24 protein-coding genes are annotated in these 24146 nt (G+C 49.0%); 21 read left to right on the top strand and 3 right to left on the bottom strand.

Going from position 1 to position 24146, the window contains the following annotated elements; all coding sequences use genetic code 11:
- The 3 genes from cysW (at position 1) to PMI05_RS14960 (ending at position 3949) form a co-directional block, all read left to right on the top strand.
- Positions 1 to 867, top strand: a complete 867-nt coding sequence (cysW, locus tag PMI05_RS31095) for a sulfate ABC transporter permease subunit CysW (protein ID WP_007723037.1) — start codon at positions 1 to 3, stop codon at positions 865 to 867.
- Complete coding sequence (locus tag PMI05_RS14965) at positions 864 to 1985, top strand: sulfate/molybdate ABC transporter ATP-binding protein (protein ID WP_007723035.1); 1122 nt, start codon at positions 864 to 866, stop codon at positions 1983 to 1985. The genes cysW and PMI05_RS14965 overlap by 4 nt, the downstream gene beginning before the upstream one ends.
- A gap of 350 nt (positions 1986 to 2335) precedes the next feature.
- Positions 2336 to 3949, top strand: coding sequence for an ABC-F family ATP-binding cassette domain-containing protein (locus PMI05_RS14960; protein ID WP_007723028.1), 1614 nt, complete (start codon positions 2336 to 2338; stop codon positions 3947 to 3949).
- 67 nt (positions 3950 to 4016) lie between these two features.
- Here the strand turns inward: PMI05_RS14960 and PMI05_RS14955 are convergent, their stop codons facing one another.
- Positions 4017 to 4202 (bottom strand): hypothetical protein, encoded by a 186-nt coding sequence (locus PMI05_RS14955; RefSeq protein ID WP_007723025.1) that lies wholly within the window; start codon positions 4200 to 4202, stop codon positions 4017 to 4019.
- 43 nt (positions 4203 to 4245) lie between these two features.
- On the bottom strand, positions 4246 to 5889 hold the full coding sequence (locus tag PMI05_RS14950) for a PucR family transcriptional regulator (protein ID WP_157230898.1): 1644 nt from the start codon (positions 5887 to 5889) through the stop codon (positions 4246 to 4248).
- Positions 5890 to 6041: 152 nt separating this feature from the next.
- On the opposite strand from PMI05_RS14950, the gene PMI05_RS14945 reads away from it, so the two are divergent.
- The 18 genes from PMI05_RS14945 to PMI05_RS14860 all read left to right on the top strand — a co-directional run bounded on the left by PMI05_RS14945 (position 6042) and on the right by PMI05_RS14860 (position 22929).
- Entirely contained in the window at positions 6042 to 6239 is a 198-nt protein-coding gene (locus PMI05_RS14945; protein WP_007723019.1) for a DUF3311 domain-containing protein, read from the top strand.
- Positions 6236 to 7726: a sodium:solute symporter gene (locus PMI05_RS14940; RefSeq protein ID WP_007723016.1), complete on the top strand. Its 1491-nt coding sequence runs from the start codon at positions 6236 to 6238 to the stop codon at positions 7724 to 7726. The genes PMI05_RS14945 and PMI05_RS14940 overlap by 4 nt, the downstream gene beginning before the upstream one ends.
- Positions 7727 to 7753: 27 nt before the next feature.
- Positions 7754 to 9376, top strand: coding sequence for an amidohydrolase (locus PMI05_RS14935; protein ID WP_007723014.1), 1623 nt, complete (start codon positions 7754 to 7756; stop codon positions 9374 to 9376).
- On the top strand, positions 9373 to 10632 hold the full coding sequence (locus tag PMI05_RS14930; RefSeq protein WP_007723012.1) for a M20 family metallo-hydrolase: 1260 nt from the start codon (positions 9373 to 9375) through the stop codon (positions 10630 to 10632). The genes PMI05_RS14935 and PMI05_RS14930 overlap by 4 nt, the downstream gene beginning before the upstream one ends.
- Before the next feature lie 126 nt (positions 10633 to 10758).
- Complete coding sequence (locus PMI05_RS14925) at positions 10759 to 11616, top strand: carbon-nitrogen hydrolase family protein (RefSeq protein WP_012686242.1); 858 nt, start codon at positions 10759 to 10761, stop codon at positions 11614 to 11616.
- Positions 11617 to 11652: 36 nt separating this feature from the next.
- Positions 11653 to 12324 (top strand): GNAT family N-acetyltransferase, encoded by a 672-nt coding sequence (locus PMI05_RS14920; RefSeq protein WP_007723010.1) that lies wholly within the window; start codon positions 11653 to 11655, stop codon positions 12322 to 12324.
- A gap of 41 nt (positions 12325 to 12365) precedes the next feature.
- Positions 12366 to 13037, top strand: a complete 672-nt coding sequence (locus PMI05_RS14915) for a hypothetical protein (RefSeq protein ID WP_007723008.1) — start codon at positions 12366 to 12368, stop codon at positions 13035 to 13037.
- A 120-nt stretch (positions 13038 to 13157) separates the two neighbouring features.
- Complete coding sequence (locus tag PMI05_RS14910; protein ID WP_007723006.1) at positions 13158 to 13493, top strand: DUF4406 domain-containing protein; 336 nt, start codon at positions 13158 to 13160, stop codon at positions 13491 to 13493.
- 24 nt (positions 13494 to 13517) lie between these two features.
- The gene (locus PMI05_RS14905; RefSeq protein WP_007723004.1) at positions 13518 to 13760 is read left to right on the top strand and encodes a hypothetical protein; all 243 of its coding nucleotides are present in this window, start codon (positions 13518 to 13520) and stop codon (positions 13758 to 13760) included.
- The gene (locus PMI05_RS14900; protein ID WP_007723003.1) at positions 13757 to 15055 is read left to right on the top strand and encodes a sigma-54-dependent Fis family transcriptional regulator; all 1299 of its coding nucleotides are present in this window, start codon (positions 13757 to 13759) and stop codon (positions 15053 to 15055) included. The genes PMI05_RS14905 and PMI05_RS14900 overlap by 4 nt, the downstream gene beginning before the upstream one ends.
- Positions 15056 to 15217: 162 nt before the next feature.
- Complete coding sequence (locus PMI05_RS14895; protein ID WP_007723001.1) at positions 15218 to 16087, top strand: energy-coupling factor transporter ATPase; 870 nt, start codon at positions 15218 to 15220, stop codon at positions 16085 to 16087.
- Entirely contained in the window at positions 16084 to 16944 is an 861-nt protein-coding gene (locus tag PMI05_RS14890) for an energy-coupling factor transporter ATPase (protein WP_007722999.1), read from the top strand. Before PMI05_RS14895 ends, PMI05_RS14890 begins: the two co-directional genes overlap by 4 nt.
- 13 nt (positions 16945 to 16957) lie before the next feature.
- Positions 16958 to 17794: an energy-coupling factor transporter transmembrane protein EcfT gene (locus PMI05_RS14885; RefSeq protein ID WP_007722998.1), complete on the top strand. Its 837-nt coding sequence runs from the start codon at positions 16958 to 16960 to the stop codon at positions 17792 to 17794.
- A gap of 66 nt (positions 17795 to 17860) precedes the next feature.
- On the top strand, positions 17861 to 18418 hold the full coding sequence (locus PMI05_RS14880) for an ECF transporter S component (protein WP_007722997.1): 558 nt from the start codon (positions 17861 to 17863) through the stop codon (positions 18416 to 18418).
- Positions 18418 to 19380 (top strand): P1 family peptidase, encoded by a 963-nt coding sequence (locus tag PMI05_RS14875; protein WP_007722996.1) that lies wholly within the window; start codon positions 18418 to 18420, stop codon positions 19378 to 19380. Before PMI05_RS14880 ends, PMI05_RS14875 begins: the two co-directional genes overlap by 1 nt.
- A gap of 37 nt (positions 19381 to 19417) precedes the next feature.
- Entirely contained in the window at positions 19418 to 20635 is a 1218-nt protein-coding gene (locus tag PMI05_RS14870) for a M20 family metallopeptidase (protein ID WP_007722995.1), read from the top strand.
- A 143-nt stretch (positions 20636 to 20778) separates the two neighbouring features.
- The gene (locus tag PMI05_RS14865; protein WP_007722994.1) at positions 20779 to 22566 is read left to right on the top strand and encodes a M3 family oligoendopeptidase; all 1788 of its coding nucleotides are present in this window, start codon (positions 20779 to 20781) and stop codon (positions 22564 to 22566) included.
- 120 nt (positions 22567 to 22686) lie between these two features.
- Positions 22687 to 22929 (top strand): hypothetical protein, encoded by a 243-nt coding sequence (locus PMI05_RS14860; RefSeq protein ID WP_007722993.1) that lies wholly within the window; start codon positions 22687 to 22689, stop codon positions 22927 to 22929.
- Between the two features lie 77 nt (positions 22930 to 23006).
- Here PMI05_RS14860 and PMI05_RS14855 read toward each other — a convergent pair whose 3' ends face one another.
- The gene (locus PMI05_RS14855) at positions 23007 to 23915 is read right to left on the bottom strand and encodes an NlpC/P60 family protein (protein ID WP_007722992.1); all 909 of its coding nucleotides are present in this window, start codon (positions 23913 to 23915) and stop codon (positions 23007 to 23009) included.
- Positions 23916 to 24146: the final 231 nt, after the last annotated feature.

Below are 24146 nucleotides of genomic sequence, written 5' to 3'. Positions count from 1 at the left end.
ATGAAGCATTTGACGGAGCCAGCCTATATCCGATGGACACTGATTATCGTGGCCTTGCTCTTTCTCAGTTTGTTTTTAATCCTGCCGCTAGTAGCTGTTTTTACAGAAGCGTTTCGGCAAGGAGCGGAGGTATTCGTGGGGGCCATTACAGAGGAGGAAACGTTATCTGCTGTCAAGCTTACCTTGCTTGTCGCAGCCATTAGCGTACCGCTGAATGTGACGTTCGGAATCGCTGCTGCATGGGCAATAGCCAAGTTTTCGTTCCCGGGTAAAAATGTGTTGCTTACGTTGATAGACTTGCCATTTGCCGTGTCTCCAGTCATTGCGGGCCTTATCTTTGTCCTCCTGTTTGGGAGTCAAGGTGTGGCGGCGCCCTTGCTTGCGGCGTGGGATTTCAAAATCATTTTCGCGGTACCAGGTATCGCGCTCGCGACGACCTTTGTTACCTTCCCGTTCGTCGCTCGTGAACTGATTCCGGTCATGGAAGCACAGGGAAGAGACGAAGAGGAAGCAGCAGTCTCACTCGGAGCAAGCGGCTGGAAAACATTTTTACGCGTCACGCTGCCAAATGTAAAATGGGGACTCCTGTACGGGGTCATTTTGTGCAATGCCCGCGCCATGGGTGAATTCGGGGCAGTATCCGTCGTTTCCGGTCATATCCGCGGCATGACCAATACGCTCCCGTTGCATGTGGAGATTCTCTACAACGAATATCAATTCGCTGCTGCCTTTGCGGTAGCCACCTTGCTTGCTGCCTTAGCCCTGGTGACGCTTATTCTGAAAAGCTTAATCGAGTGGAAAACCGAGCGGCAGGCAAAGCTGGATGAGGAACAACACTACGACGTGACAGGAGAGAGAGCCGGATGAGTATCGAGGTAGTGAACATTACGAAGTCATATAAAAGCTTTACGGCGCTGAAAAATGTGAATCTGCATATCCCGGAAGGCGAACTCGTAGCGCTTCTCGGGCCCTCCGGATCGGGAAAGACGACCCTTTTGCGTCTCATCGCTGGACTGGAGCAACCGCAGGAGGGGAGCATCCTCTTCCACGGAGAGGATAATACGAACCGCGACGTACGCGAGCGGCAGGTTGGGTTTGTTTTTCAGCATTACGCCTTGTTTCGGCATATGAACATCTTTGACAACATTGCGTTTGGATTGTCAGTGCGCTCCCGCAAAACACGACCGAGCAAGGAAGAAATCAGTGAAAAGGTTCATTCGCTGTTAAAGCTCGTTCAGCTAGAAGGTCTCGCGCATCGCTATCCATCGCAGCTATCCGGCGGCCAACGCCAGCGTGTCGCATTGGCGAGGGCGTTGGCAGTGGAACCAAAATTTTTACTGCTGGATGAACCGTTTGGCGCTTTGGATACGAAAGTGAGACAGGAGCTGCGTCGCTGGCTCCGTCATCTGCACGGAAAGCTCGGGCTGACGATTCTGTTCGTAACGCACGATCAGGAGGAAGCGATGGAATTGGCGGATCAGGTAGTTGTGATGAATGAAGGGCGAGTGGAACAGGTAGGATCGCCCGAAGAAATTTATCATCATCCGGCGAATCCGTTCGTGTACAGCTTTCTGGGGCGGGTCAATCTGTTTCACGGACGAATCCAAAATGGCAAAATCAAGCTGGGTGAGGCAGAGTTCGAGACAGATTGGAAGGATAAAGCGGTGGAGGCTCCCGCTGTCGGATACATGCGGCCACATGATGTAGAGATTTCGTTGCGTCCACCTGAGGGGAAGTCTGCCAGATCTGTTCAGGCCGAGATTAACCATATTTCGCTCTTGGGTCCGATTGTTCGCCTTGATCTGAAGCGTTTGGACACGGATGAGGTGTTTGAGGCTGAGATGAGCAGACAACGTTTTATGGAGTTGAATGTAGAAGAGGAGAGCGTTGTGTATGTGACGTTGCACAATGTATCGATCTATGTGAATTCACAGCCTTTACAGACGCATCGCCCTGCCGTCGTACCGTTGCAGGCAAGTGTTTGATCCAATTGATTGTAAATAAACCGGTCTGCATTTGCCGCAGGCCGGTTTTTGATGGAGGAACTCTCTACTCGCCACGTTGCTTGGAGCGTGTCTGTTCTTTGCTAATTGTGTTCGATCTACGGGTTTGCGAAGGGTTTTCTTTCTTTCCCATCTCATTTTTGACACCATTTTGCTTGGACATTTCTCTGCCTCCTTCCCATTGGAATTGCCATGGTAGTTTTCCCTGCCAAAGTCAATTTCATGAGTCAAGTGCTTTTTGCTGTGCGCGAAATCGGTTACCTTTTGCAAAATGAGGTCATCTCTGGTAAGATAAGTGTTTGAACGATTCAAAAAAGGCAGGTATTGCGACGATGATAAGCACTCAGAACGTGACGCTGCGCTACGGTAAGCGCGCACTGTTTGAAGATGTATCCATTAAGTTTACCCCAGGTAACTGTTACGGCCTCATCGGTGCGAACGGTGCAGGGAAGTCTACCTTCGTGAAGATCCTCTCCGGAGAGATCGATCCGACGAGCGGTCACGTTTCGGTGACACCGGGCGAGCGTATCGCTGTATTAAAGCAGAACCACTTTGAATTCGACGAGTACGAAGTGTTAAAAACGGTAATTATGGGCCACAAGCGCCTGTTCGAGATCATGGAAGAGAAGACTGCTCTTTACATGAAAGAAGATTTCTCTGAGGAAGACGGCAATCGCGCGTCCCAATTGGAGGGAGAATTCGAAGAGCTGAACGGCTGGATGGCCGAAGCAGATGCAGCTAGCTTGCTGATCGGCCTCGGTATCCCGACAGACTTGCACGACAAGCAGATGAAGGACCTCTCTAGTACGGAGAAGGTACGTGTTCTGTTGGCGCAAGCCCTGTTCGGTAATCCACACATCCTGCTCTTGGATGAGCCGACGAACCACTTGGACATCGAGTCGATTCGTTGGTTGGAAAACTTCCTGGCGGATTATGAAAACACCGTCATCGTTGTATCCCATGACCGTCACTTCCTGAACAAGGTGTGTACGCACATTGCGGATATTGACTTTGGCAAAATCCAAATGTACGTGGGTAACTACGACTTCTGGTACGAATCTAGCCAATTGGCACTGAAAATGGTTCGTGATCAGAATAAGAAGAAAGAAGAAAAAATGAAGGAACTGCAAGAGTTTATTGCGCGTTTCTCTGCGAATGCTTCCAAGTCCAAGCAGGCGACTTCGCGTAAAAAGCTGTTGGAGAAAATTACGTTGGATGACATTCGTCCTTCCAGCCGTAAGTATCCATTCATCAACTTCAAGCCAGAGCGTGAAGCGGGTAAAAACCTCGTAGCCATCGAAGGCTTGAGCAAGACGATTGAAGGCGAAAAACTGTTTGAAAACCTTCACCTCACCATCAACAAAGGGGACAAAGTTGCGTTTGTCGGACCGAATGAGCTGGCGAAAACAACCTTCTTCCAAATTTTGATGGGTGAAGTTCAGCCTGATAGCGGTTCTTTCGAATGGGGCGTTACGACTTCCCAAGCGTACTTCCCAAAAGACAATACGGAGTACTTTAGCTCCGATTTGAGCCTGGTTGACTGGCTGCGCCAATACTCCAAAGATCAAGACGAGACATTCATTCGTGGATTCCTCGGTCGCATGCTGTTCTCTGGAGATGAAGCGCTGAAAAAGTCAAACGTATTGTCCGGGGGAGAAAAAGTTCGTTGCATGCTGTCCAAGATGATGCTGGCGAGTGCCAACGTATTGATCATGGACGAACCGACGAACCACTTGGATTTGGAATCCATTACTGCATTGAACAACGGCTTGATTGAGTTCGACGGTACACTTCTGTTCGTATCTCATGACCACCAGTTCGTTCAAACGATTGCGAACCGGGTCATTGAGTTCACGCCGAAGGGTGTCATTGATAAAATGATCTCGTATGACGAATACCTGGAGAGCGATGAAATCAAACGCCTGCGTGACGAGCATTACGCGTAAAGCTGCCTACACACATATAAAAAGCCCTTGGCTTCGCACAAATCGTGCTGAAGTCAGGGGCTTTTTCTCATGTTACGGGGTCTTCTACGAACTCGATTTTGGTAAGGAACGCTTCCTTGCTCGAGAAAATAACGCGCTCTTTTCGCGGGGAAGTAAAGAACACCACGATGTACTGGTCATCTATGTATTCTACCGTGCCTCGTTTCTTTGGTCTCTGTATCGTCTTCACGGGTTTATTCAACCATTCGTTCATCTGTTGTTCCTCCTACCTGGCTTTCCTATTCATTATACCAAGATTAATGACGATGCCCAATGACATGTGCAGTTATGGCGATGCGCAGCAGCATTTGATCGTGCCCGTTTTCCGCATTCAATCCGGTCCACTCACGTATGAGCTGGATGCGGTATTTGATTGTGTTTTTATGGACATACAAACGACGCGCGGCTTCTGCATAATTACCATCTACTTGTAAAAACACTTGCAAGGTTTGCAAGAGCTGTCCGTTCTTTTCTCGATCATAGGTTTGGATTTTGCCCAGACATTCTTCTGCAAACGCTTGGGCTTCTGTCGCTGGATCGTCTGCGTACATGATTCGCTCGAGTCCTAAGTCGTGGTAGCTTTTGACGCGAAGAGAAGCGACGTTGGCTGGGCTTGCATAATGTAGAGCAGTTCGCAAGCTGATCAGCGCTTCCCGATAACTACGAGCGATGCCTTCTCGCACAGGATGATATCGCCCCATTCCTGCAAAGACGGGCTGATCCAGTTGCTTGGTGATCGTCTTCAAGCACTGTTCCTGCAGCCATTGCGAGAGCGATTCAGTGGGGAAATGAATAGACATAGGCACGAGTAAGAGGACACGATTTTCCTGATCCAAACCATACAGAATCGATTCATTTGTGGAAAGAAAGCTGTGTAACGCGTTCAGAAGATGATGGTTTTCTTTCCAAAGTTCCATGCCGGTTTTGTCATGGGGGGAGGTGCTTAGGAGCGTCGCGATATAGTGATCGGACAACTCCCAGCCGACTTCATCCGCCTTTCGTATGAGCATTTCATGTGAGACGATCTGGCCACTGATGAGTTGTTGCAAAAAATCATTGCGAAAACGCTGGAATGTTTCCTGGATGGCTCGTTGTCGCTGCATTTCAAGTGACAAGAGGGCAGCACTTTGCTCGATGGCGACTTTTTCCCACGCGTATAGATCACGCTCCCGCTGTCCAATGATGATGGTTCCCTGCACGATTTGGTCGTGGAGAAGCCATCGGACATGGATGCCTTCTTTTTGTCTGCTAAGAGGCTCTTGCGTCAGTCGGATCGGGGCGCGTTGACCATATAGCTTGTCCAATGAATCATCGAGGGGGAACAGACGAAGCGAGGAATCCCATTTCCATTTATGCTGGGGAACATGGATGGAGACAGGGGCATCAAGGATATCGGACAGTAAATCTGTCAAAGTAGAAATCGGAGCTCCTCCCGTCAAATAGTGATGAAACCGTTCATAAATGGCATGGGTTCTGTCCAGCTCACTGCGCTGTTTGTCATTGATGTATTGAACGACTGGCACGATGACATCCGACCAAGCTTTATTCATCGGAAAGGAAAGGATGGGAAATGCCTTTTTCGTTGCGTGGGAGAGAACGGCTTCTGGAAGGTCCTCGATGTATCGACCTAATTTGATGGCAAGCCCGGGGGTGCCGATGGCGACTAGCTCATCGATGAGCGTAATCAGCCGTTTCGTACATGTTTTTTGCTGAGAGAGGAATGGAAAGCCTGTCGTCAGAACGAATTCACCAGCACGCAGCCACCTGTGGCCATCGGGAGAATCAAAGGAAGTAACATTCAACAGTTCATTTTCTAAAGAGTCCGCGCCTGCAAGCACTGACGATTCATCAAAGCCACCAACTTGTATGAGCTCACGGACAGTAATCATTACGCTCACCATGCCTTCTTCATCTTTTAGCTACTCGCACAAAAGCCCGTTCGGTTTTCTAGCCATGTGAACAAAGGAGATATTTGAATTTTTCGATAATACTAATGTACATGTCCAGGATGTGTACAGGCAATGGGACAAATCGAGCAAACTGGGGGAGTCGTATGAAAGCGAGAGATTGGCTAGGAGTACTGCCGTTCGTTGGGATGCTGGGAGGAATTCCGTTTGTGAATCGGGTTGAGCCTTACGTATTAGGTATGCCGTTTGTCCTATTTTGGATCGTTCTCTGGGTTGTCTTAACCTCCGTCATCATGGCATTCCTCAACAAAATCGACCCTGCTACGAAGGAGGGCGGCCAATGAATATTGCCTTGATCATTATTTTTGCCTTTTTATTGCTGTCCTTCTACTCCGGTATTCGTGCACAGCGAGGGAAAGACATGAATATGGAACAATGGACCGTTGGCGGCAGAGGATTCGGTTCGATCTTTATTTTCTTGCTGGTAGCAGGCGAGATTTATACGACATTCACCTTTTTGGGGGGCAGTGGTTGGGCGTACTCCAAAGGGGCACCTTCTTACTACGTACTCTCTTACATTTCCCTCGCTTATGTCATTTCTTACTGGCTCTTGCCGCCAATTTGGCGGTATGCCAAAGAGCACAAACTCGTCTCCCAATCCGATTTTTTTGTGAGTAAATACAAGAGTCCGATACTCGGCATTTTGGTTGCCGCGGTCGGAGTCATTGCGATTATTCCGTATCTCGTCCTCCAATTCAAAGGCTTGGGGATCATCGTATCGGAAGCATCCTATGGCTCGATTTCGCCTGCTGCTGCGATATGGATCGGGGTCATTGCTGTGACCATTTACGTCATGATCTCAGGAATTCACGGTTCAGCTTGGACGGCTGCGATCAAGGACATCATGATTTTCTTTGTCGTCGTTTTCCTTGGGCTTTACCTTCCGTTTCATTATTACGGGGGCATCCAGCCAATGTTTGAAGCCGTACAAGCCTCCAATCCTGGTTTCTTGACGTTCCCTGAGGAGGGATTAAGCATTTCCTGGTACATTTCTACGGTGCTGGTCACGGTGTTCGGATTTTACATGTGGCCGCATACGTTCGGCTCTGTGTTTTCAGCGAAAAATGCAAATGTGTTCCGCAAAAATACGATCATGCTGCCGCTCTATACGTTGATGCTTTTGTTTGTGTTCTTTGTTGGCTTTACGGCGATCCTGCAAGTACCCGGTTTAAAAGGGGCGGACGGCGATTTGTCCTTGCTCCGTCTGTCGTTGCAAACATTCGATCCGTGGGTAGTTGGGATCATTGGAGCGGCAGGCTCGCTAACTGCGCTCGTACCAGGCTCGATGCTATTGATGACAGGAGCGACGCTCTTGGCGAAAAACGTGTACAAAGTTATGGCTCCGCACACATCTGACGCACAAATCGCCCGGATTGCCAAATGGTTGGTGCCTGTCATCTCATTGATCTCGCTGTATTTTTCACTGAGTGGGGGAGATACGCTCGTAACGCTGTTATTAATGGGTTACAGCTTGGTCACACAGTTATTCCCGGCATTGCTTTTCAGTCTCCCTGCCAAGCCGTGGGTGAATAAATATGGTGCGTTTGCCGGGATTTTATGTGGGGTGTCAACTGTTGCGTATGTGACGATTTTCCAAGTGACGATTGCGACCATGTTTCCGAATTGGCCAGCCGTTGTCAAAGACTTGAACATTGGTGTCGTGGCATTGCTAGTCAATCTCGTCGTGATGTTTACAGTGACGCTTGTGACGAAGAATCTTTTTGCACTCAATCGTCATGCAGCCAACACAGAAGGGACACCAACTCTTTAATACTAATTTCCTGAAGGAGGCAGTTATATGGCGGATACTGTTTTTCTCAATGGACAGGTGATCACGGTAGATCATGAGAATCGGGTGGCAGAGGCAGTGGCAGTCAGAGGGAATCGCATTCTTGCTGTCGGGTCTAGTGAAGATGTGAAACAGTTGATTCAGTCACATACAAATGTCATTGATTTGCAAGGGAAGAGTCTATTGCCCGGCTTCATCGATGCCCATCTGCATATTACGATTTACGGTACGAACAAGCTTGGGGTCGATTGCAAAGCGAGAGGGATCAGGTCGATTGATGATCTGCTCAACGCACTGAAAGAACAAGCGGAAAAAACACCAGCAGGGGAATGGGTGAGGGCATGTGGTTTCGATGAAAATCTCATGCATGAGCAACGCTATCCGACACTCGCCGAGCTGGATGAAGTAACGTCAGCGCATCCTGTTTTTGTCATGAGGACGTGCGCTCATCATTCTGTCGTAAACAGCAGAGCGCTTGCCATAGCGGGTTACGACAGAGACACAGCCGATCCCCAAGGTGGACGGATTGATCGTGATGCAGCTGGCGAGCTAACCGGATTCCTCATCGAAACGGCACATATGAACATGTTTGAAAAAGCTGCTTTTACAGAAGCCGAGTACATCGAAGGCCTGCGATTGGCTTCGGAAGACTTTGTTGCTGCGGGTATTACGAGTGTCCACGATGCGGGAGGATACGGTCCAGAGAACTATCGGGCGATGCAAAAAGCGGTACAGGAAGGTGACGTGAAAGTTCGCATCTACGCAATGGTTTGTGCGCTGAATCAATCCGATGATTTTGTCCGAAAGATGATCGATGCCGGGATGGTAACGGGTACGGGGAATGCTCGCTTCCGTATCGGACCCGCGAAAGTTTTTACCGATGGAGCAAGCATTGCGCCCACGATGGCCATGCGTGAACCATTCACCAGCCGACCAGATGATTACGGAATTCTCTACTACGAACAGGACGAGTTGAATACCATTTTGGGAGAGGCACATGCAAGAGGTTTTCAAATTACCGCTCATGCTCAGGGAGATCGAGCGATTGACATGCTGCTGACATGCTTTGAAACGGCACTAGAAGCACATCCGCGCGAGAATCACCGACATCGGATTGAACATGCGGGTGTATCTGCGCCTGATCTGTTGGCGAGAATGGCTCGGTTAGGCGTCGTACCCATCCCGAATCCAGCTTTTATCTACGATTATGGCGATTCATATGTGAACAACATCGGAGAGCGAGTCGGGCATATGTTTCCGGCGAGGGATCAGTTAGACGCGGGGATCATTATGGCAGGAGCGTCGGATAGTCCCGTGACTGATTTCAACCCGCTGATTGGGATTCATGCTGCTGTTAATCGGTTGAGTAAAACAGGTCAGGATGTGGGGATCAATCAAAGGGTCAGCATCATGGAGGCGATTCGCATGTTTACTTGGAACGGAGCGTACGCCAGTTTTGAGGAGAGGATCAAAGGGAGTATTGAAGTCGGGAAGCTGGCTGATCTCGTTGTGCTGGACGGCGATATTTTGGCAACGCGGGCAGATCGTATGAAAGAACTGCGCGTACACAAAACGATGATAGATGGGGAGTTCGTCTATCAACGCCAAGATGAGGAGGTTCTACAAGCATGAACGTAAAAGCGAGAAAGCTGACGATTAATGAAGAACGACTGCAAAAACGAATCGAGCAATTGGCGCAAATCGGGAAAATAGGCGAAACGGGTGTATGTCGACTCGCTTTGTCTGCTGAAGACCGGGCAGGCGTAGAGCTGGTGCGTAGCTGGATGGAAGAAGCTGGTCTTCAGACGCGGATCGATGACTTCGGCAATTTGATTGGTCGGATGGCGGGGAAGGATGAGCAAGCCCCGATCTTGATGATTGGCTCGCATATCGATTCGCAGCCATACGGTGGTCAGTACGATGGTGTGATCGGGGTATTGGGGGGACTAGAAGTCGTCCAGACGTTGAATGAACAAAGGTTCATGCCTGCACAGCCTATTGAAGTCATTGCGTTTTGTGATGAAGAAGGATGCCGGTTTCAAAAAGGACTGTTTGGTTCTAAAGGCATTCTCGGCATGCTGGACCCGACGGACTTGGAGCGGACGGACAAAAACGGGATCACACGTAGGCAGGCACTCGTTGATTTTGGATGCGATCCTGATCTCCTAGAAGCTTCTATTTATCCAAAAGGCAGCATCGGAGCTTATCTGGAGCTGCATATTGAGCAGGGGCCGATTCTCGATGATGCGAGAGAAGCGATTGGAATCGTGTCGGCGATATCAGGGCCTTTGTGGTGGACAGTCGAGCTGACTGGCTTTGCCGGACACGCTGGTTCCGTACCGATGCCGATGAGGAAGGATGCACTAGTGGGAGCGGCAAAAGTAATTTTGGCAGTGAACGAGCTGGCAAAGCTCGATCCACAAGCGCCAACAGTCGGTACAGTCGGTCACTTGGAGGTTTTCCCGGATTCGCGTAACATCATTCCCGAGCGGGTGCGTTTTTCGATTGATTTGCGCGATATCGATTTGAGGCGTCGCAATGAGCGCGAACAAGCGTTGCGCGAGGCGATTGAGCTAGCCGCTGTAGAAGGTGGATTGCAATATACCATTACGGAAGATACAAATAGTGACCCGCGTTACTGTGCCGACTGGATAAAGGCAATTATGCATGAAGAGAGCAGCAAGCTCGGTGCCACTGTGCGCGAGCTGATGAGTGGCCCTTTCCATGACGCTTTGGCGCTCTCCTACGTTTGTGATTACGGGATGATTTTTGTCCGCTGCAAGGACGGTATCAGTCATAATCCGCAAGAATACGCAGCCTATGAAGACGTGACACTGGGAACAGAGCTGCTCTACAAAACTGTATTGCGGATGAGTACCAACCAATAAGAGAGAGTCGCCCGTCTAAGTGGATGGGCGACTTTTTTCATACAGTCAATGACGAGACTTTACAGACTGTTTTTGATATATTTTAGTCTGAGAGGTTCTTATCACGTTTGAGGAAGGAAGAAGGGTATGAAAATGCGTGTTTCCGCTGTGCAGTATCATCTGCATACCATACATAGCTTTGAAGACTTCGCCAATCAAGTTGAGCACTACGTGAAAAACGCGCAAGAGTACGACACAGAATTTCTCCTTTTCCCGGAGCTGTTTACGACTCAACTCATGTCGATCGGAGACGAGCAGGGAAATGCGCTACCGATTACGGCATTGCCGTCATTCACGGACCGATATGTCGAGCTATTTCGTTCCCTCGCTGCCAAATATGAGATGCATCTGATTGGTGGAACGCACATCATCGAGGAAAACGGCAAGCTTTACAATACGGCTTTTCTGTTTTACCCGGATGGACGAGTAGGGCAGCAGAAAAAAATCCATATCACGCCATGGGAAGTAAAAGGCTGGAACATGGGGGCTGGCGACTCGCTGCAAATCTTTGAGACCGACAAAGGGAAGGTCGCGATGATTATTTGCTACGACATCGAGTTCCCTGAGTGGGTGCGCATCGCCAAAGCAAGGGGTGCAGACGTCATTTTCTGCCCATCCTGCACGGATGATCGCCACGCGTTCCATCGTGTACGTTATACCAGTCATGCCCGGACGATTGAAAACCAAGTGTATGTCGTGCTGACTGGAACAGTTGGCTCGTTGCCGACAGTTGATTTCATGCGAGCGAACTTTGGACAAGCGGCGATCTTGACGCCAAACGATGTTCCGTTCCCTCCGCGAGGCATTCTTGCTGAAGGGGAGATCAACCACGACATGATGGTAACCGCTGACCTGGATATCCAATTGCTATACGACGTGCGGGAAAAAGGCTCCGTCACAACGTGGCGCGACCGCCGCACCGATTTATATACAGACTGGAAGTAAGCAATCCATCGTGATCTGGACACCAGGAGGATGAATATGTACAGAAAAGAGCTGTATGTATTTGAAGGGAACAAGCCACGCAAAGCCGTAATACGCAACTACAATCGCGCGGACTTCTTCGAATTGATCCAAATACAGGCGGAGAGCTTTCCCCCGCCGTTTCCGTCTGAGCTATGGTGGAACCAGGAGCAGCTGACGAACCATATTACACTGTTCCCGGAAGGGGCCATTTGTGTAGAAGTGGACGGCGTTTTGGCAGGTTCGATGACAGGACTGCTCGTGAAGTTTGATCCGGCTCACCCTGAGCATAAGTGGGAGGATGTCACGGATAGCGGTTATATCCGTAATCATGATCCCGAGGGGGACACGCTGTACATCGTAGACATTTGCATTCGTCCGAGCTTCCGCAAGCTGGGATTGGGCCAACAGATGATGCAAGCGATGTATGAGCTGGTGGTACAAAAAGGACTGCGCAGATTGCTCGGCGGAGGTCGCATGCCAGGATATGGGCGTTATGCAGACCAATGGACACCTGAGCAGTATTTGGAGCGTGTTCTGACAGGGGAAGTAAGAGACCCGGTGATTACATTTCTCATGCGATGTGGTCGCACGCCTGTTCAGGTCGTGGCGAATTATTTGGAAGATGAGGAATCTCGCAACTACGCGACACTCATGGAATGGAAAAATCCATTTCAGCAGCATCGGTAGGGCATTTATTCGACATAATCGATCGAGAGGGGATTTGACTGATGGAATTCGTACGTATTCAACATATTGACTATCCGCTGTTTGCGAAGATGCACCGTTTGATGCAAGAGGTTTTCCCGCCTGAGGAAGTATTGGAGTACGATCTGTGGAAAGAACCGCTAGAAGATCCGGGCATTCGTGTATTTGTAGCTGTACACGAAGGAGAAGTTGTGGGCGCTACCGAATACCGTTATTACACGGACATGAACGTAGCCATGACAGACTTCACGATTATTGGTCGAGAAGGACTCGGAGTGGGACGATTCCTCGCCAGAGAGCGTCAAAAGGACCTACTCGCTCTGGCTGCTGAAAACGGCAAGGAGCTATACGGGATGTTTGCAGAAATCTATGACCCGTACCGTGTGGAAGAACACAACTTTGGCGGAATCAAGCCAATGGACCCATTTGTGCGCCGTGAAGTGCTCTCTCATCTGGGCTACAAACGTACGAACTTTACGTATGTGCATCCGTCCTGGCAAAATGACGGCGAAGCGGTATCCGGACTCGATCTAGGCTTCATGCCGACAAACGAAGAGCAAACGACGCTCGAAGCGGATCTGATCGTCACGTTCTTGAAGCGTTATTACGCTGTGCTTCCACAAAAGCCGCAGGCATGGCTCGATATGGTGAAAGACTTGGAGAGCAAAGAAACGGTGGAGCTGCTTCCTATCTAATCGCAAGACAACAAGAACCAACTCTCCTGTGGAGCTATGTTCACGGCTCCATGGGAGTTTTTCGTAGTAGGATAGTCAGATTATTACGAAAAATACAAGCCGTATAAAGAGGGATTCAAAATGAAAATCATCACCCTATGCGGGTCTACAAAATTCAAAAAGGAATTTGAGCAGGCGAATACGTATTTGACACTACAAGGAAACATCGTGATGAGTGTTGCCTTTTTCGAACAGAGCGAGGGCTTTGAGATATCACAAGAGCAAGCTGATCTACTCACAGACATTCACTTTCGAAAAATCAATTTGTCCGACGAGATTTTTGTCATCGATGTAGAGGGCTATATCGGAAACAGTACAAGCAAGGAAATTGCGTATGCAAAAGAACAAGGAAAGCCCGTTCATTATTACTCCAAGAGTGGGATTAACGATAAAGTGATTGCCGCATTCTTTCTCTAACCAGAAAAAACAGAGGTGAAACAGGTGAAAGCTCAAAATCTAGCATCGATCTTCCTTTACATAGCCGTCATCTTTCACTTGCTGGGCATGAGTGGCTGGACTTCTGCAAAGCTGGCACAACCAATTGAACTCGCCATCCTCGCGCTAATGCTCCTGGCCATTTTCCTATTACGGAAAAAGAAACGAAAAAAGCGTCGGGCAAGAAGGCCTGCACCGGAAGTAGCAGTCATGCTTGAGCATGCCGAGGAAGGGGAGCCAGGCAAATGATTCACGACATCCACATGCAGGCGATTCTGGACGCTTCTCACGACGGGATCATTGCTGTCGATCGGGATTCCATTATTATCGGGGTCAATAAAAACGCGATGGAAATACTCGGTCTGCCAGGCAATATTGTTGGACAAAAAATTACCCGATATATTCCCAATTCAGATATGTTGAGAATTTTGGCAACGGGAAAAAAAGAGATAGGGGACATCGCGACGATCCTGAATCGACAAATTATCATCAACCGTTTGCCGATTGTCGTAGAGGGTGAAATCGTGGGTGCGGTGTCCACTTTTAAAGAGATCACCGACATTCAAAAAATGGAGATGCGTATTCGCAAGCAGAGCATGGAGAGCGGCTTGGAAGCCAAATTCCGCCTGGAGGATATCGTTGGAGAATCTTCTGCGATCCGTGAAGCGAAGGAATGGGCGGAAACTTTTGCACGGACAGATGCGACGGTTCTCATCCAGGGGGAGAGTGGGACCGGCAAGGAGTTGTTTGCCCAAGGAATTCATTTGAGCAGCCAGCGTGCAACCGGGCCGTTCATCCCGGTTAACTGTGCGGCTCTCCCCGGCAATTTATTGGAGAGCGAATTGTTTGGATACGAGGAGGGCGCTTTTACAGGCGCGCGAAAAGGCGGAAAGCCCGGGCTATTTGAATTGGCCCACGGTGGGACTCTATTTCTCGATGAAATCGGAGAGATGTCGATCCCGATCCAAGCGTTGCTCTTGCGTATCTTGCAGGAGAAAAAAGTCCGCAGAATCAGCGGGGAGCGCATCGTACCTGTCGATGTGAGAATTATCGCGGCAACGAATCGGGATTTGGAACAACTGGTAGAGGAAAAGCAGTTTCGCTCAGACCTGTACTTCCGCTTGAATGTGTTGACGCTTGAGCTGCCTGCTTTGCGAGAGCGAATTGAAGATATCCCGCTATTGGTGGCATCGATCATTGGAGAAATCAAGGAACGGGAAAACAAAAGGCATCTGAAAGTCGAAGAGGCCGTTTTCCACGTTTTCAAGCAATACGACTGGCCAGGAAATGTACGAGAGCTGCGTAATGTGGTGGAAAGAATGATCTTGCTTTGCAAGAATGACGCGCTTGGCAAGGAGGACACAGCTTTTTTTGCGAAAAAGCTGTATCAGCGACAATCTTCCCGTGATCAAGAAGAGAGAGAAGCAGAAGTCATCCGAAAGGTTTTGGCGGAAACGAAGGGAAACAAGGGAGAGGCGGCGAAAATTTTGGGAATGGATCGATCCACGCTGTGGAGAAAAATGAAGCGCTACGAAAGGTTGTAGAAATTGATGCAAGTGCAACATCAGCGATGCATGTTTGCAACAGGGTGGCTCCGTTAATTGTTTAATTTACAGAAAATTTAAAACATATTCATTTGGCATGGTAGTTGCTTATTTATGGAGGACACAGCACATACGACTTTTACGAAGAGGCGAGGGGAGAGCATGACACCACAACCGATTATTCGTGTAGAAAATGTCTCGTTTGCCTATCAGGTTAACCAAGATCAACAAATTCCTGTCCTGCAAAATGTCTCCCTAGAAGTGTTTCCAGGAGAGTATGTCGCCATCATCGGTCATAATGGGTCCGGTAAGTCAACGCTGTCTAAGCATCTCAATGGAATTTTGACTCCAAACGATGGCGATGTCATCGTTAACGGAATCAACACGCGTGAAAAACAGCGAATTCATGAAGTGAGGAGCCGTGTCGGGATGGTTTTTCAGCATCCGGACAATCAGATTGTCGCGACGATTGTAGAGGACGATGTGGCTTTCGGATTGGAGAACATAGGGACATCTGCAGAAGAGATGAAAACACGAGTGGATTTTGCCCTAGAGGCAGTTGGAATGAGTGCCTTTCGCCATCGACCGCCTCATCATTTGTCTGGCGGACAAAAGCAACGGATCGCCATTGCGGGGATATTGGCAATGAAGCCACAATGCCTCGTCATGGACGAAGCGACGAGTATGCTGGACAGCTACGGTAGACAGGATATACTGGCAGTCGTTCGCAAGCTGCATCGCGAAGGAATGACGATTGTCACAGTGACCCATCACATGTCAGAGGTAGCTGAAGCAGATCGGGTCATCGTGATGGAGGGCGGCAAGATCGTATTGGAGGGTACTCCGCGTGAAGTGTTTTCCCATCAGGAAAGACTTCGCGAGCTGCATCTGGATGTTCCAGACGCGAGTCGAATTGCTCATCTCGTTCACTCCGAATATAGCGAATTTACACCAGATCTCATCCACAATGAAGAAGTTGTCGCGGAGGTTAATCGTCTATACGTCAGACAAGCGGAGGCGAGTGGTTCATGACGCAACCGATCGTAAACGTGGAAAATTTATCTCATGTCTACATGCAGGGAACGCCTCTTGAACATCGTGCTCTCGACCAGGTAACCATCCAGGTGGCAGAGGGCGAATGCTTGGCCATTATCGGTCATACAGGATCGGGTAAATCGACATTAATCCAACATTTTAACGGCCTGATTCGCCCGCAGTCCGGTACGGTCATCATCAATGGAATGGACGTATCTTCACCCAAGATCGATATTCGTACGTTGCGCAGACAAGTAGGGCTCGTTTTTCAAAACCCGGAGGATCAACTGTTCGAAAAACTGGTCGGTGATGATGTAGCTTACGGTCCTTTTCGGATGGGGCTGCCTTTAGAGGAAGTGCGGCGACGCGTTCAGTGGGCGATGGACTTGGTCGGTCTTTCGTTTCAGGAGATGAAAGACCGTCCGACGTTTGCCTTAAGTGGCGGACAGAAGCGCAAGGTGGCATTGGCTGGCGTCCTTTCCTTGCAACCCAAGGTTCTCGTGCTTGACGAGCCAACAGCAGGGCTGGACCCGCGCTCTCGTCATGAGCTATTGGAACGCATCCGCCGTCTCAATCGGGAAGAAAAGCTAACGGTTATTTTCGTCTCACACAATATGGAAGAGGTCGCCAAGCTTGCTGATCGTGTCTACGTCATGGCAAACGGCAAATCAGTCTGCGATGGGACACCACGACAAATTTTTGGCAATCAGGAATTGTTACGGGAGCATCATATCGGCACACCGGAATCGGTTGATATTTTATACAGACTCCGTGAACAGGGCTACAGCATTGATCCTAGCGCTTTTTTACCTGAAGAGACAGCGATGGAAATTTTGAAACTGTTGAACCGCTAAGGAGGGGGTCCACATGTCAGCAGAATTTGAATTGACGCGCAATATTACCATCGGTCAATATTTACCCACTGCTTCGGTCGTTCATCGTCTCGATCCTCGTTTCAAGCTAGGTGCTTTCGTCATCCTCATCTTAGCGATTGCCATCTGCGATACATACGTGGGTAACCTGTTTGCTTTAGCCATTTGTATCTGGATGTTTCAAATCTCGAAAATCCCCCTGCATTACGGCATATCCGGAATCAAGCCCGCTATCCCCTTTATCATTATTTTGGCGATCATGCAGTTGCTTTTTTACGGGGAGGTTGTCAATGGCGGAACCGTTTATTTGAAATACGGCTTTATCACGATCACGAGTGAGAGTGTACGCCTCGTCATCGTGTCTGCGATGCGCTTTGTAGAAGTGATCTTCTTATCAAGTGTCCTCACGCTCAGCACTTCAACGACGGAACTCACGCACGGAATGGAGCGACTGCTGGGGCCTTTGGAAAAAGTAAAGTTTCCGGTCCATGCGTTTGCATTGATCATCACGATTGCAGTGCGCTTTGTACCTACCTTTGCGATGGAAATGGAAAAAATGATGAAAGCACAAGCATCCCGTGGTGCAGATTTCGGTACAGGAGAATGGTGGCGGATCATCCAGAGAACAAAAGACATGTTTCCCATCATCATCCCGTTGTTTAATGTAGCGCTCTCCAGAGCGGAAGATTTGATTTTGGCAATGGAAGCCAGATGCTACACACCAGGTGCCGCACGGACCAGATACACCCAATACAAGGCGGTAGGCAAAGATTACATCGCGCTAATCGTGAGCATAGTCATTTCTGCCGTCATGCTCGCCATACCTTGGTAAGGAAGACTTGCGGGAACTCGCCCGAGTAGGGCATTCCACATAAAACTTGTAAAAGGAGGAGTATGCATGGAAAAAGGCTTGACCGTTCGCAAGATTGTCATTGCAGGCGTTCTGGGCGCGATAGCGATTTTGCTCGGGGTGACACGTCTCGGCTACATTCCGGTTCCGACAGCAGCGGGCAATGCCACTATTATGCACATCCCGGCTGTTATCGGGGGCATAATGGAGGGCTGGGGCGTTGGTATGATCATTGGCCTTATATTTGGAGTCTCTTCTTTCTTAAATGCCACCGTTCCGCTTTTTAAAGACCCTCTTATCGCCATCCTGCCACGTTTGTTCATCGGTGTGACTGCTTACTTGACCTATGTTGGTTTGAAAAACGTTAATCAGTACTTGGCGATTGGTGCCGCTGGCTTTATTGGGGCGATGACAAACACGATCCTGGTATTGGGTATGGCCGTCATTCGAGGATACATGACGCTCGGTGTAGCGACCACAGTCGCAATTACGAACGGCTTGCCAGAAGCAATTGTTTCGGTCATTGTTACGTTGGCTGTCGTTGCAGCTTGGAAGAAATTAGGCTCAGCTGGCAGGCAAAAATCAAAAATTTCAGGAGACTTATAATGACTGGAACGATTGTTGATGTACCCGGCGTTCTCGTCGGGCATGCACAAAATGAAGAAACATTAACGGGATGCAGTGTGATTATGCTGGAAAAGCCGTCTGTCTGCGGCGTGGATGTCCGGGGTTCTGCCCCGGGCACCCGCGAAACGGACCTCTTGGACCCTGTCAATCTGGTGAGTGTCGTTCATGCAATTTGCCTTTCGGGTGGCAGTGCATACGGTTTGGATGCTGCAACAGGTGTCATGCAGTATTTGGAGGAACAAGGCATCGGACTGGATGTTGGCTATGGCGTCGTTCCGATCGTTCCAGCAGCAGTCTTGTTCGACCTGGCTGTAGGCGACTATCGGGTTCGACCGGATCGTCAAATGGGCTATGAGGCAGCACAGGCAGCAAGCCGTGAGACAGTAGCACAAGGAAACGTTGGTGCTGGTACAGGTGCTTCAGTAGGAAAGTTGAATGGATTTGGGAACGCGATGAAGAGCGGGTTGGGGACAGCTTCCGTGATGTTACCCAATGGACTCGTCATAGGCGCAATCGTCGCTGTAAATGCGGTCGGTCATGTCGTAGATCCGCAGTCAGGGACGATCATAGCCGGGCCGAGAGATGAACAGGGAACCATTCGGGATAGCATGGAGATAATGCGCCAGCAAGCTTTTGTTCCGATCCCTCCAGGTACGAACACGACGATTGCCGTAGTCGCGAGCAATGCCCGCTTGTCCAAAGCTGAAGCAAACAAAGTAGCGCAAATGGCTCATGATGGGCTTGCCCGTACGATCCGGCCGATTCACACCATGTACGATGGCGATACGATCTTTGCAGTAGCAACAGGCGAAGTAGTGGCGAGTGTAGACTTGGTGGGTGCGTTGTCCGTAGATGTGCTGGCAGAAGCCGTCATCCAAGCGGTTAAGCACGCAGAGGAAGCAGGGGGACTGCCATCTTATCGCAGTTACTTCCAGGAATAGGTGTAACATAATTGGATGCAGAGGAGAGGATTGGCGGATGAATCAGGTGATATCCTTTGTTGACGAGCAGGAAGTTGTGCGCCTAACGCAGGAGCTAGTTAGAATTCCGAGTGTGTTTCGCCCCGAACAGGCAGGAGCGAATGAAGAGCGGGTCGCGCTATTTGTCGCCGATTATCTTCGCAATATGGGTTTGCAGGTCTTCTATGAAGAGGTTGTTCCAGGCAGACCGAATGTCATCGCTTTTTACGATTCGGGCAGGCCTGGCAAAACGCTTTTGTTCGAAGCCCATACGGATGTCGTAACAGAAGGGGATCGGGATGCTTGGAGCTACGACCCTTTTGGAGGGACAATATCTGGTGGACGTATCTACGGGCGTGGCTCCTGTGACACAAAAGGAAATCTGGCAGCCGCGATATGTGCCGTCAAAGCTATCCAACGATCCAAACAGTCTTTTACAGGTAAAATCCTCCTGTGCATCCCTTGCGATGAGGAGAGCATGATGATCGGGATCAAAGACTTCATCCGTCGCGGTTGGGCCAACAACGTCGATGCGGCGATCATCTGCGAACCAGAAGAAAATCAGCTCTGCATCACGCAAAAAGGAGCCATACGAGCCATTCTTCGTACATTTGGCAAGATGGCGCATGGTGCCATGCCACTGACGGGAATCAATCCGAACACAAGGATGGCACGCGCCATCGTGGCGTTAGAGGAGCTGGAACGCAAGGAAATGGCTCGTCTGGGAGAGCATCCGATGTTGGGGTGGCCGAGTATCACTCCGACGATTTTGCAGGCACCGGTCAAAGGAGATGCCCAAATCAACGTCGTACCCGATCAATGCATGACAACACTTGATATTCGCACGGTACCCGGGCAGGACCACCAAGAGCTGTACAAAGAAATCAGTGCCATATTAGAAGGATTAAGCAAAGAGGATGACAAGTTTAAAGCCACCTTGGAGCTCATCGAAGAGCGTCCTTGGACGTTGACTGGCATGAGGGAAGAAGTCGTGACTTCTGTCGCGAGCGCCTATCGGGAAATCACGAAAAAAGAACCTGTATATAATGGTGTCCCAGGTGCGACAGATGGAACCTTCCTGCACAAAGCCGGCATACCGATTTTGACGACAGGCGCAGGCGATCGCCACATCCCTCATCATGCAGATGAGTACGTAGCGATTGACCAATTGGTGGAATCCACCCAGCTTTTTGCCTTATCTGCATTGACGTTTTTGACGCAGCCTGTACGAGCTTGATCATCTATAAAAGAACTCTGCTTACGCTAACGGCAGAGTCTTTTTCTTTTCGCAAAAGAAGTTTTCTTTGTAAAAACTTGCAGAATCCATCTAAATTTTTTTACAATAGGTTTGTTACATAAGCGAAAAGGAGGCACGTGCCTATGAATATGCGCTGGAATTTGAACGTCTTGTATTCCTCGTTTGATGCACCAGAATGGAAACAAGATTGGGAGAAGTTAGTACGTGAAATGGAAGAGATCAAAGGCTGGGCAGTTCAAAACTTGCAATCTTCAGAAGATGCAGTAGCGAAGATGGAGACATACATAACGATGATGACCTCCGTTCTGCAAACGCAGTTCCGCTTGTACGCCTATGGAGAGCTGACTGCAAGCGTCGATGCCAAGAATGAAGCAGCATTGCTCGCGATTGAAAAAGTACAGAATCAGGCAGTTGAGTTGGTTGAACCAGGCGTACAGTTCCAAAAGTGGCTAGGAACGTTGAGCAACCTAGACGAGTTGATTAGCCAATCGGATCTGTTAGAGACACATCGCTTTATGTTGACAGAAATGTCAGACAAGAGCAAATACATGCTGAGCGAAAAAGAAGAAATCGTCCTGGCAAAAATGAAAAATACAGGGTCAAATGCATGGACAAAGCTCCATGAAATGCTGACTTCCACCTTGCTGGTAGACATTACAGTCGATGGGGAGCACAAACAGCTTCCATTGCCAGTGGTGCGGAACATGGCGAATGAAAAAGATCCGCAGCTTCGCAAAACGGCATACGAGGCAGAACTTGCTGCTTACAAAAAAATCGATCAAGCTGCTGCTGCCAGCTTGAATGGAATTAAGGGCGAGGTTATTACGGTAGCGAAGCTCAGAGGCTATGAATCGCCGCTGGATAAGACGTTGCAAGACTCCCGCATGGACCGCGAGACGCTCGAAGCGATGCTTCAGGCGATGCGTGAGAGCCTGCCATCCTTCCATCAATACTTTCGTACAAAGGCGAAGCTGCTCGGTCATGAGAGCGCTCAGTTGCCGTTTTATGATTTGTTTGCGCCAGTGGGTGAGGCAGACATGCGGTTCTCGTATGAGGAATCCCGCGACTTCATCGTGAAGCACTTTGGTAGCTTTAGCGAAAAACTCGCCAACTATGCAGCACGGGCTTATGACGATCAGTGGATTGATGCTGAGATTCGTGAAGGCAAGCGTGGAGGGGCATTCTGCTACAACCTGCACATCGTAGGGGAGAGTAGAATTATGTCCAACTACACAGGCAGCTACAGCGATGTGAGCACAATGGCACATGAATTGGGACATGGCTATCACGGAGAATGTCTCGTAAACGAAGCCTTCTTGAATAGCGAATACCCAATGCCAATCGCCGAAACCGCTTCCATTTTGTGTGAAACCATCATTGCCAATGCAGCGCTTGAACAAGCGACCTCCGAGGAAGCATTTGCGATTTTGGAAAATGATATTAGCGGAGCAAGTCAGGTGATCGTCGATATTTATAGCCGTTACTTGTTCGAGACTGCTGTATTTGAGCGCAGAACAGAAGGTGCCTTGTCTGTTTCCACTCTAAACGAACTGATGCTGCAAGCGCAAAAGGATGCTTACGGAGATGGTTTGGATCCGGCAGCCCTACACCCGTACATGTGGGTATGCAAACCGCACTACTATAGCGCGGATTACAATTTCTACAACTTCCCGTATGCTTTTGGACTCCTCTTCGCGAAAGGCTTGTACGCAGAGTATCTCAAGCGCGGGGAAGCTTTTGTTGAGCAGTACGACAAGCTCTTGTCTGTAACGGGCAAAATGAGCATTGCAGACGTAGCAGCTATCATGAATGTTGATGTACGCTCAGTCGATTTCTGGCGTAATTCACTCTCTTTGGTTGCAAAAGACATCGACAAATTCGTTGAGCTCGCATCTGCACGTCTGAACTAAATAGGAAGAACGTCCGCTATGTCATTAGCGGACGTTTTTTATTCATAATGCAAAGCGTTTTTGTGCGCATAGGGAACAGAAGGGAAGGAGAAAGTAAGAAAAAACAGATGAGGTGATTACGTGGTAAACGGATTGCAGTTACTCGACCTATTGCGGGAAACGGAGAACAAGATGCTGCATTTACATAGAGCCATCGACAGAGTAAGCAGCGAGCCGGATTTCAAGGAGTCTGTCAGTGTTCTTACCGTAGTCGTTCGTGATTATCAGCTTCAGCTCGATAAAATGAAGCAAGCGTTGGGCAAAATCGAAATCGGAGGGCAACAACAACAACAGCAGCAGGCCCATAATACCGAAATACATTAAACACAGAAAAACAAACAGCCCTCGAACTGCTCCAAAGGCAGGTAGGGCTGTTTGTTTGCTTTTATGTGTAGGATAGCCTACTGCAAATTAGCGTAACGCTTCACTCCGTAAAACGGGTAGAGCTTATGCATGTATTCGACTTTGCCATAGCGAACATCTTCGCCATTCGCATGAACGATTGCCCCATTACCCAGATAAATCGCTACGTGGGACACGTGTCCTTTTCCAAGTGCATCGTAGAACAAGAGGTCACCAGGCTGTGCTTGATCCAGTGATACTTCTTGGCCGCCACGGAATTGATCTTCAGAAGTGCGCGGAAGTGTAACCCCAAGCTGCTCAAAAACGTATGAAGTAAAGCCACTACAATCAAAGCCATTTGGAGTAGTTCCGCCTAAGACGTATGGTGTATTGAGCAATGGCTCAAAAATTTCCTTCATACGACCCAGATCTTCTGCATTTACCTCGGCAGGCAGCGAAACGGTAGAAGTGAGGTTTGGACTTAGGAACTCTGTAGCAACATATGCTTCACGATCTTCGAATTCAATTTTCGTCCATTCACTACCCGTTTCTACGACTTCTACAATGGAACCGACTCTTAGTTTGCCTAACACTTTTGCGTCAGTCGAAGGCTTTTTACGCACATTCAGCACGTCACCAGTGACGCGGGCCTTTTCACCGGCGGTTAGTTCTTTAGACTCAGTGGTAGCGTTATCATTCTGATTGACAGCTACATCGGAAGGAATGTCAGTCGCAATGGAGTCAGAAGTGTTTGCACCATGAATAGATAAAGTTTGTCCAATTGACAATTTATCATCATTCAGTTGGTTCCATTGGATGATTTGATCCACCGATACTTGATGCTCGCGAGCGATCTTGCTCAGGGTATCACCTGCTGATACCACATATGCCGATGAGGATGCATGGGCAGCAGTAGGCAGCAGAGTGAAGAGGGCGAGGAAGGTGAGTAGCCTCGAAGTCTTTTTCATGTCATCGTCTCCACCAATCTACTAAAATCTACATATCTATCTAAAATTCTATCGGATTTCCGTTGGTAAATCTATGAAAAAAATAATCTTTCACTATTTTTTCAAAAACTATTGCTTTAGGAGATAGAATCGTGCTATATTACAAAAGTCGCCGCAAGATGGGGACGAAAACCAAATGGAGCTGTGGTGAAGTTGGAGTTCACGCCGGTCTGTCACACCGGAGGTCGCGGG

This window comes from Brevibacillus sp. BC25 (genome assembly GCF_000282075.1).
Lineage (GTDB): Bacteria > Bacillota > Bacilli > Brevibacillales > Brevibacillaceae > Brevibacillus.
Note: the sequence above shows the minus strand (reverse complement) of the source record. Positions and strands in the feature narration are given on the sequence as shown.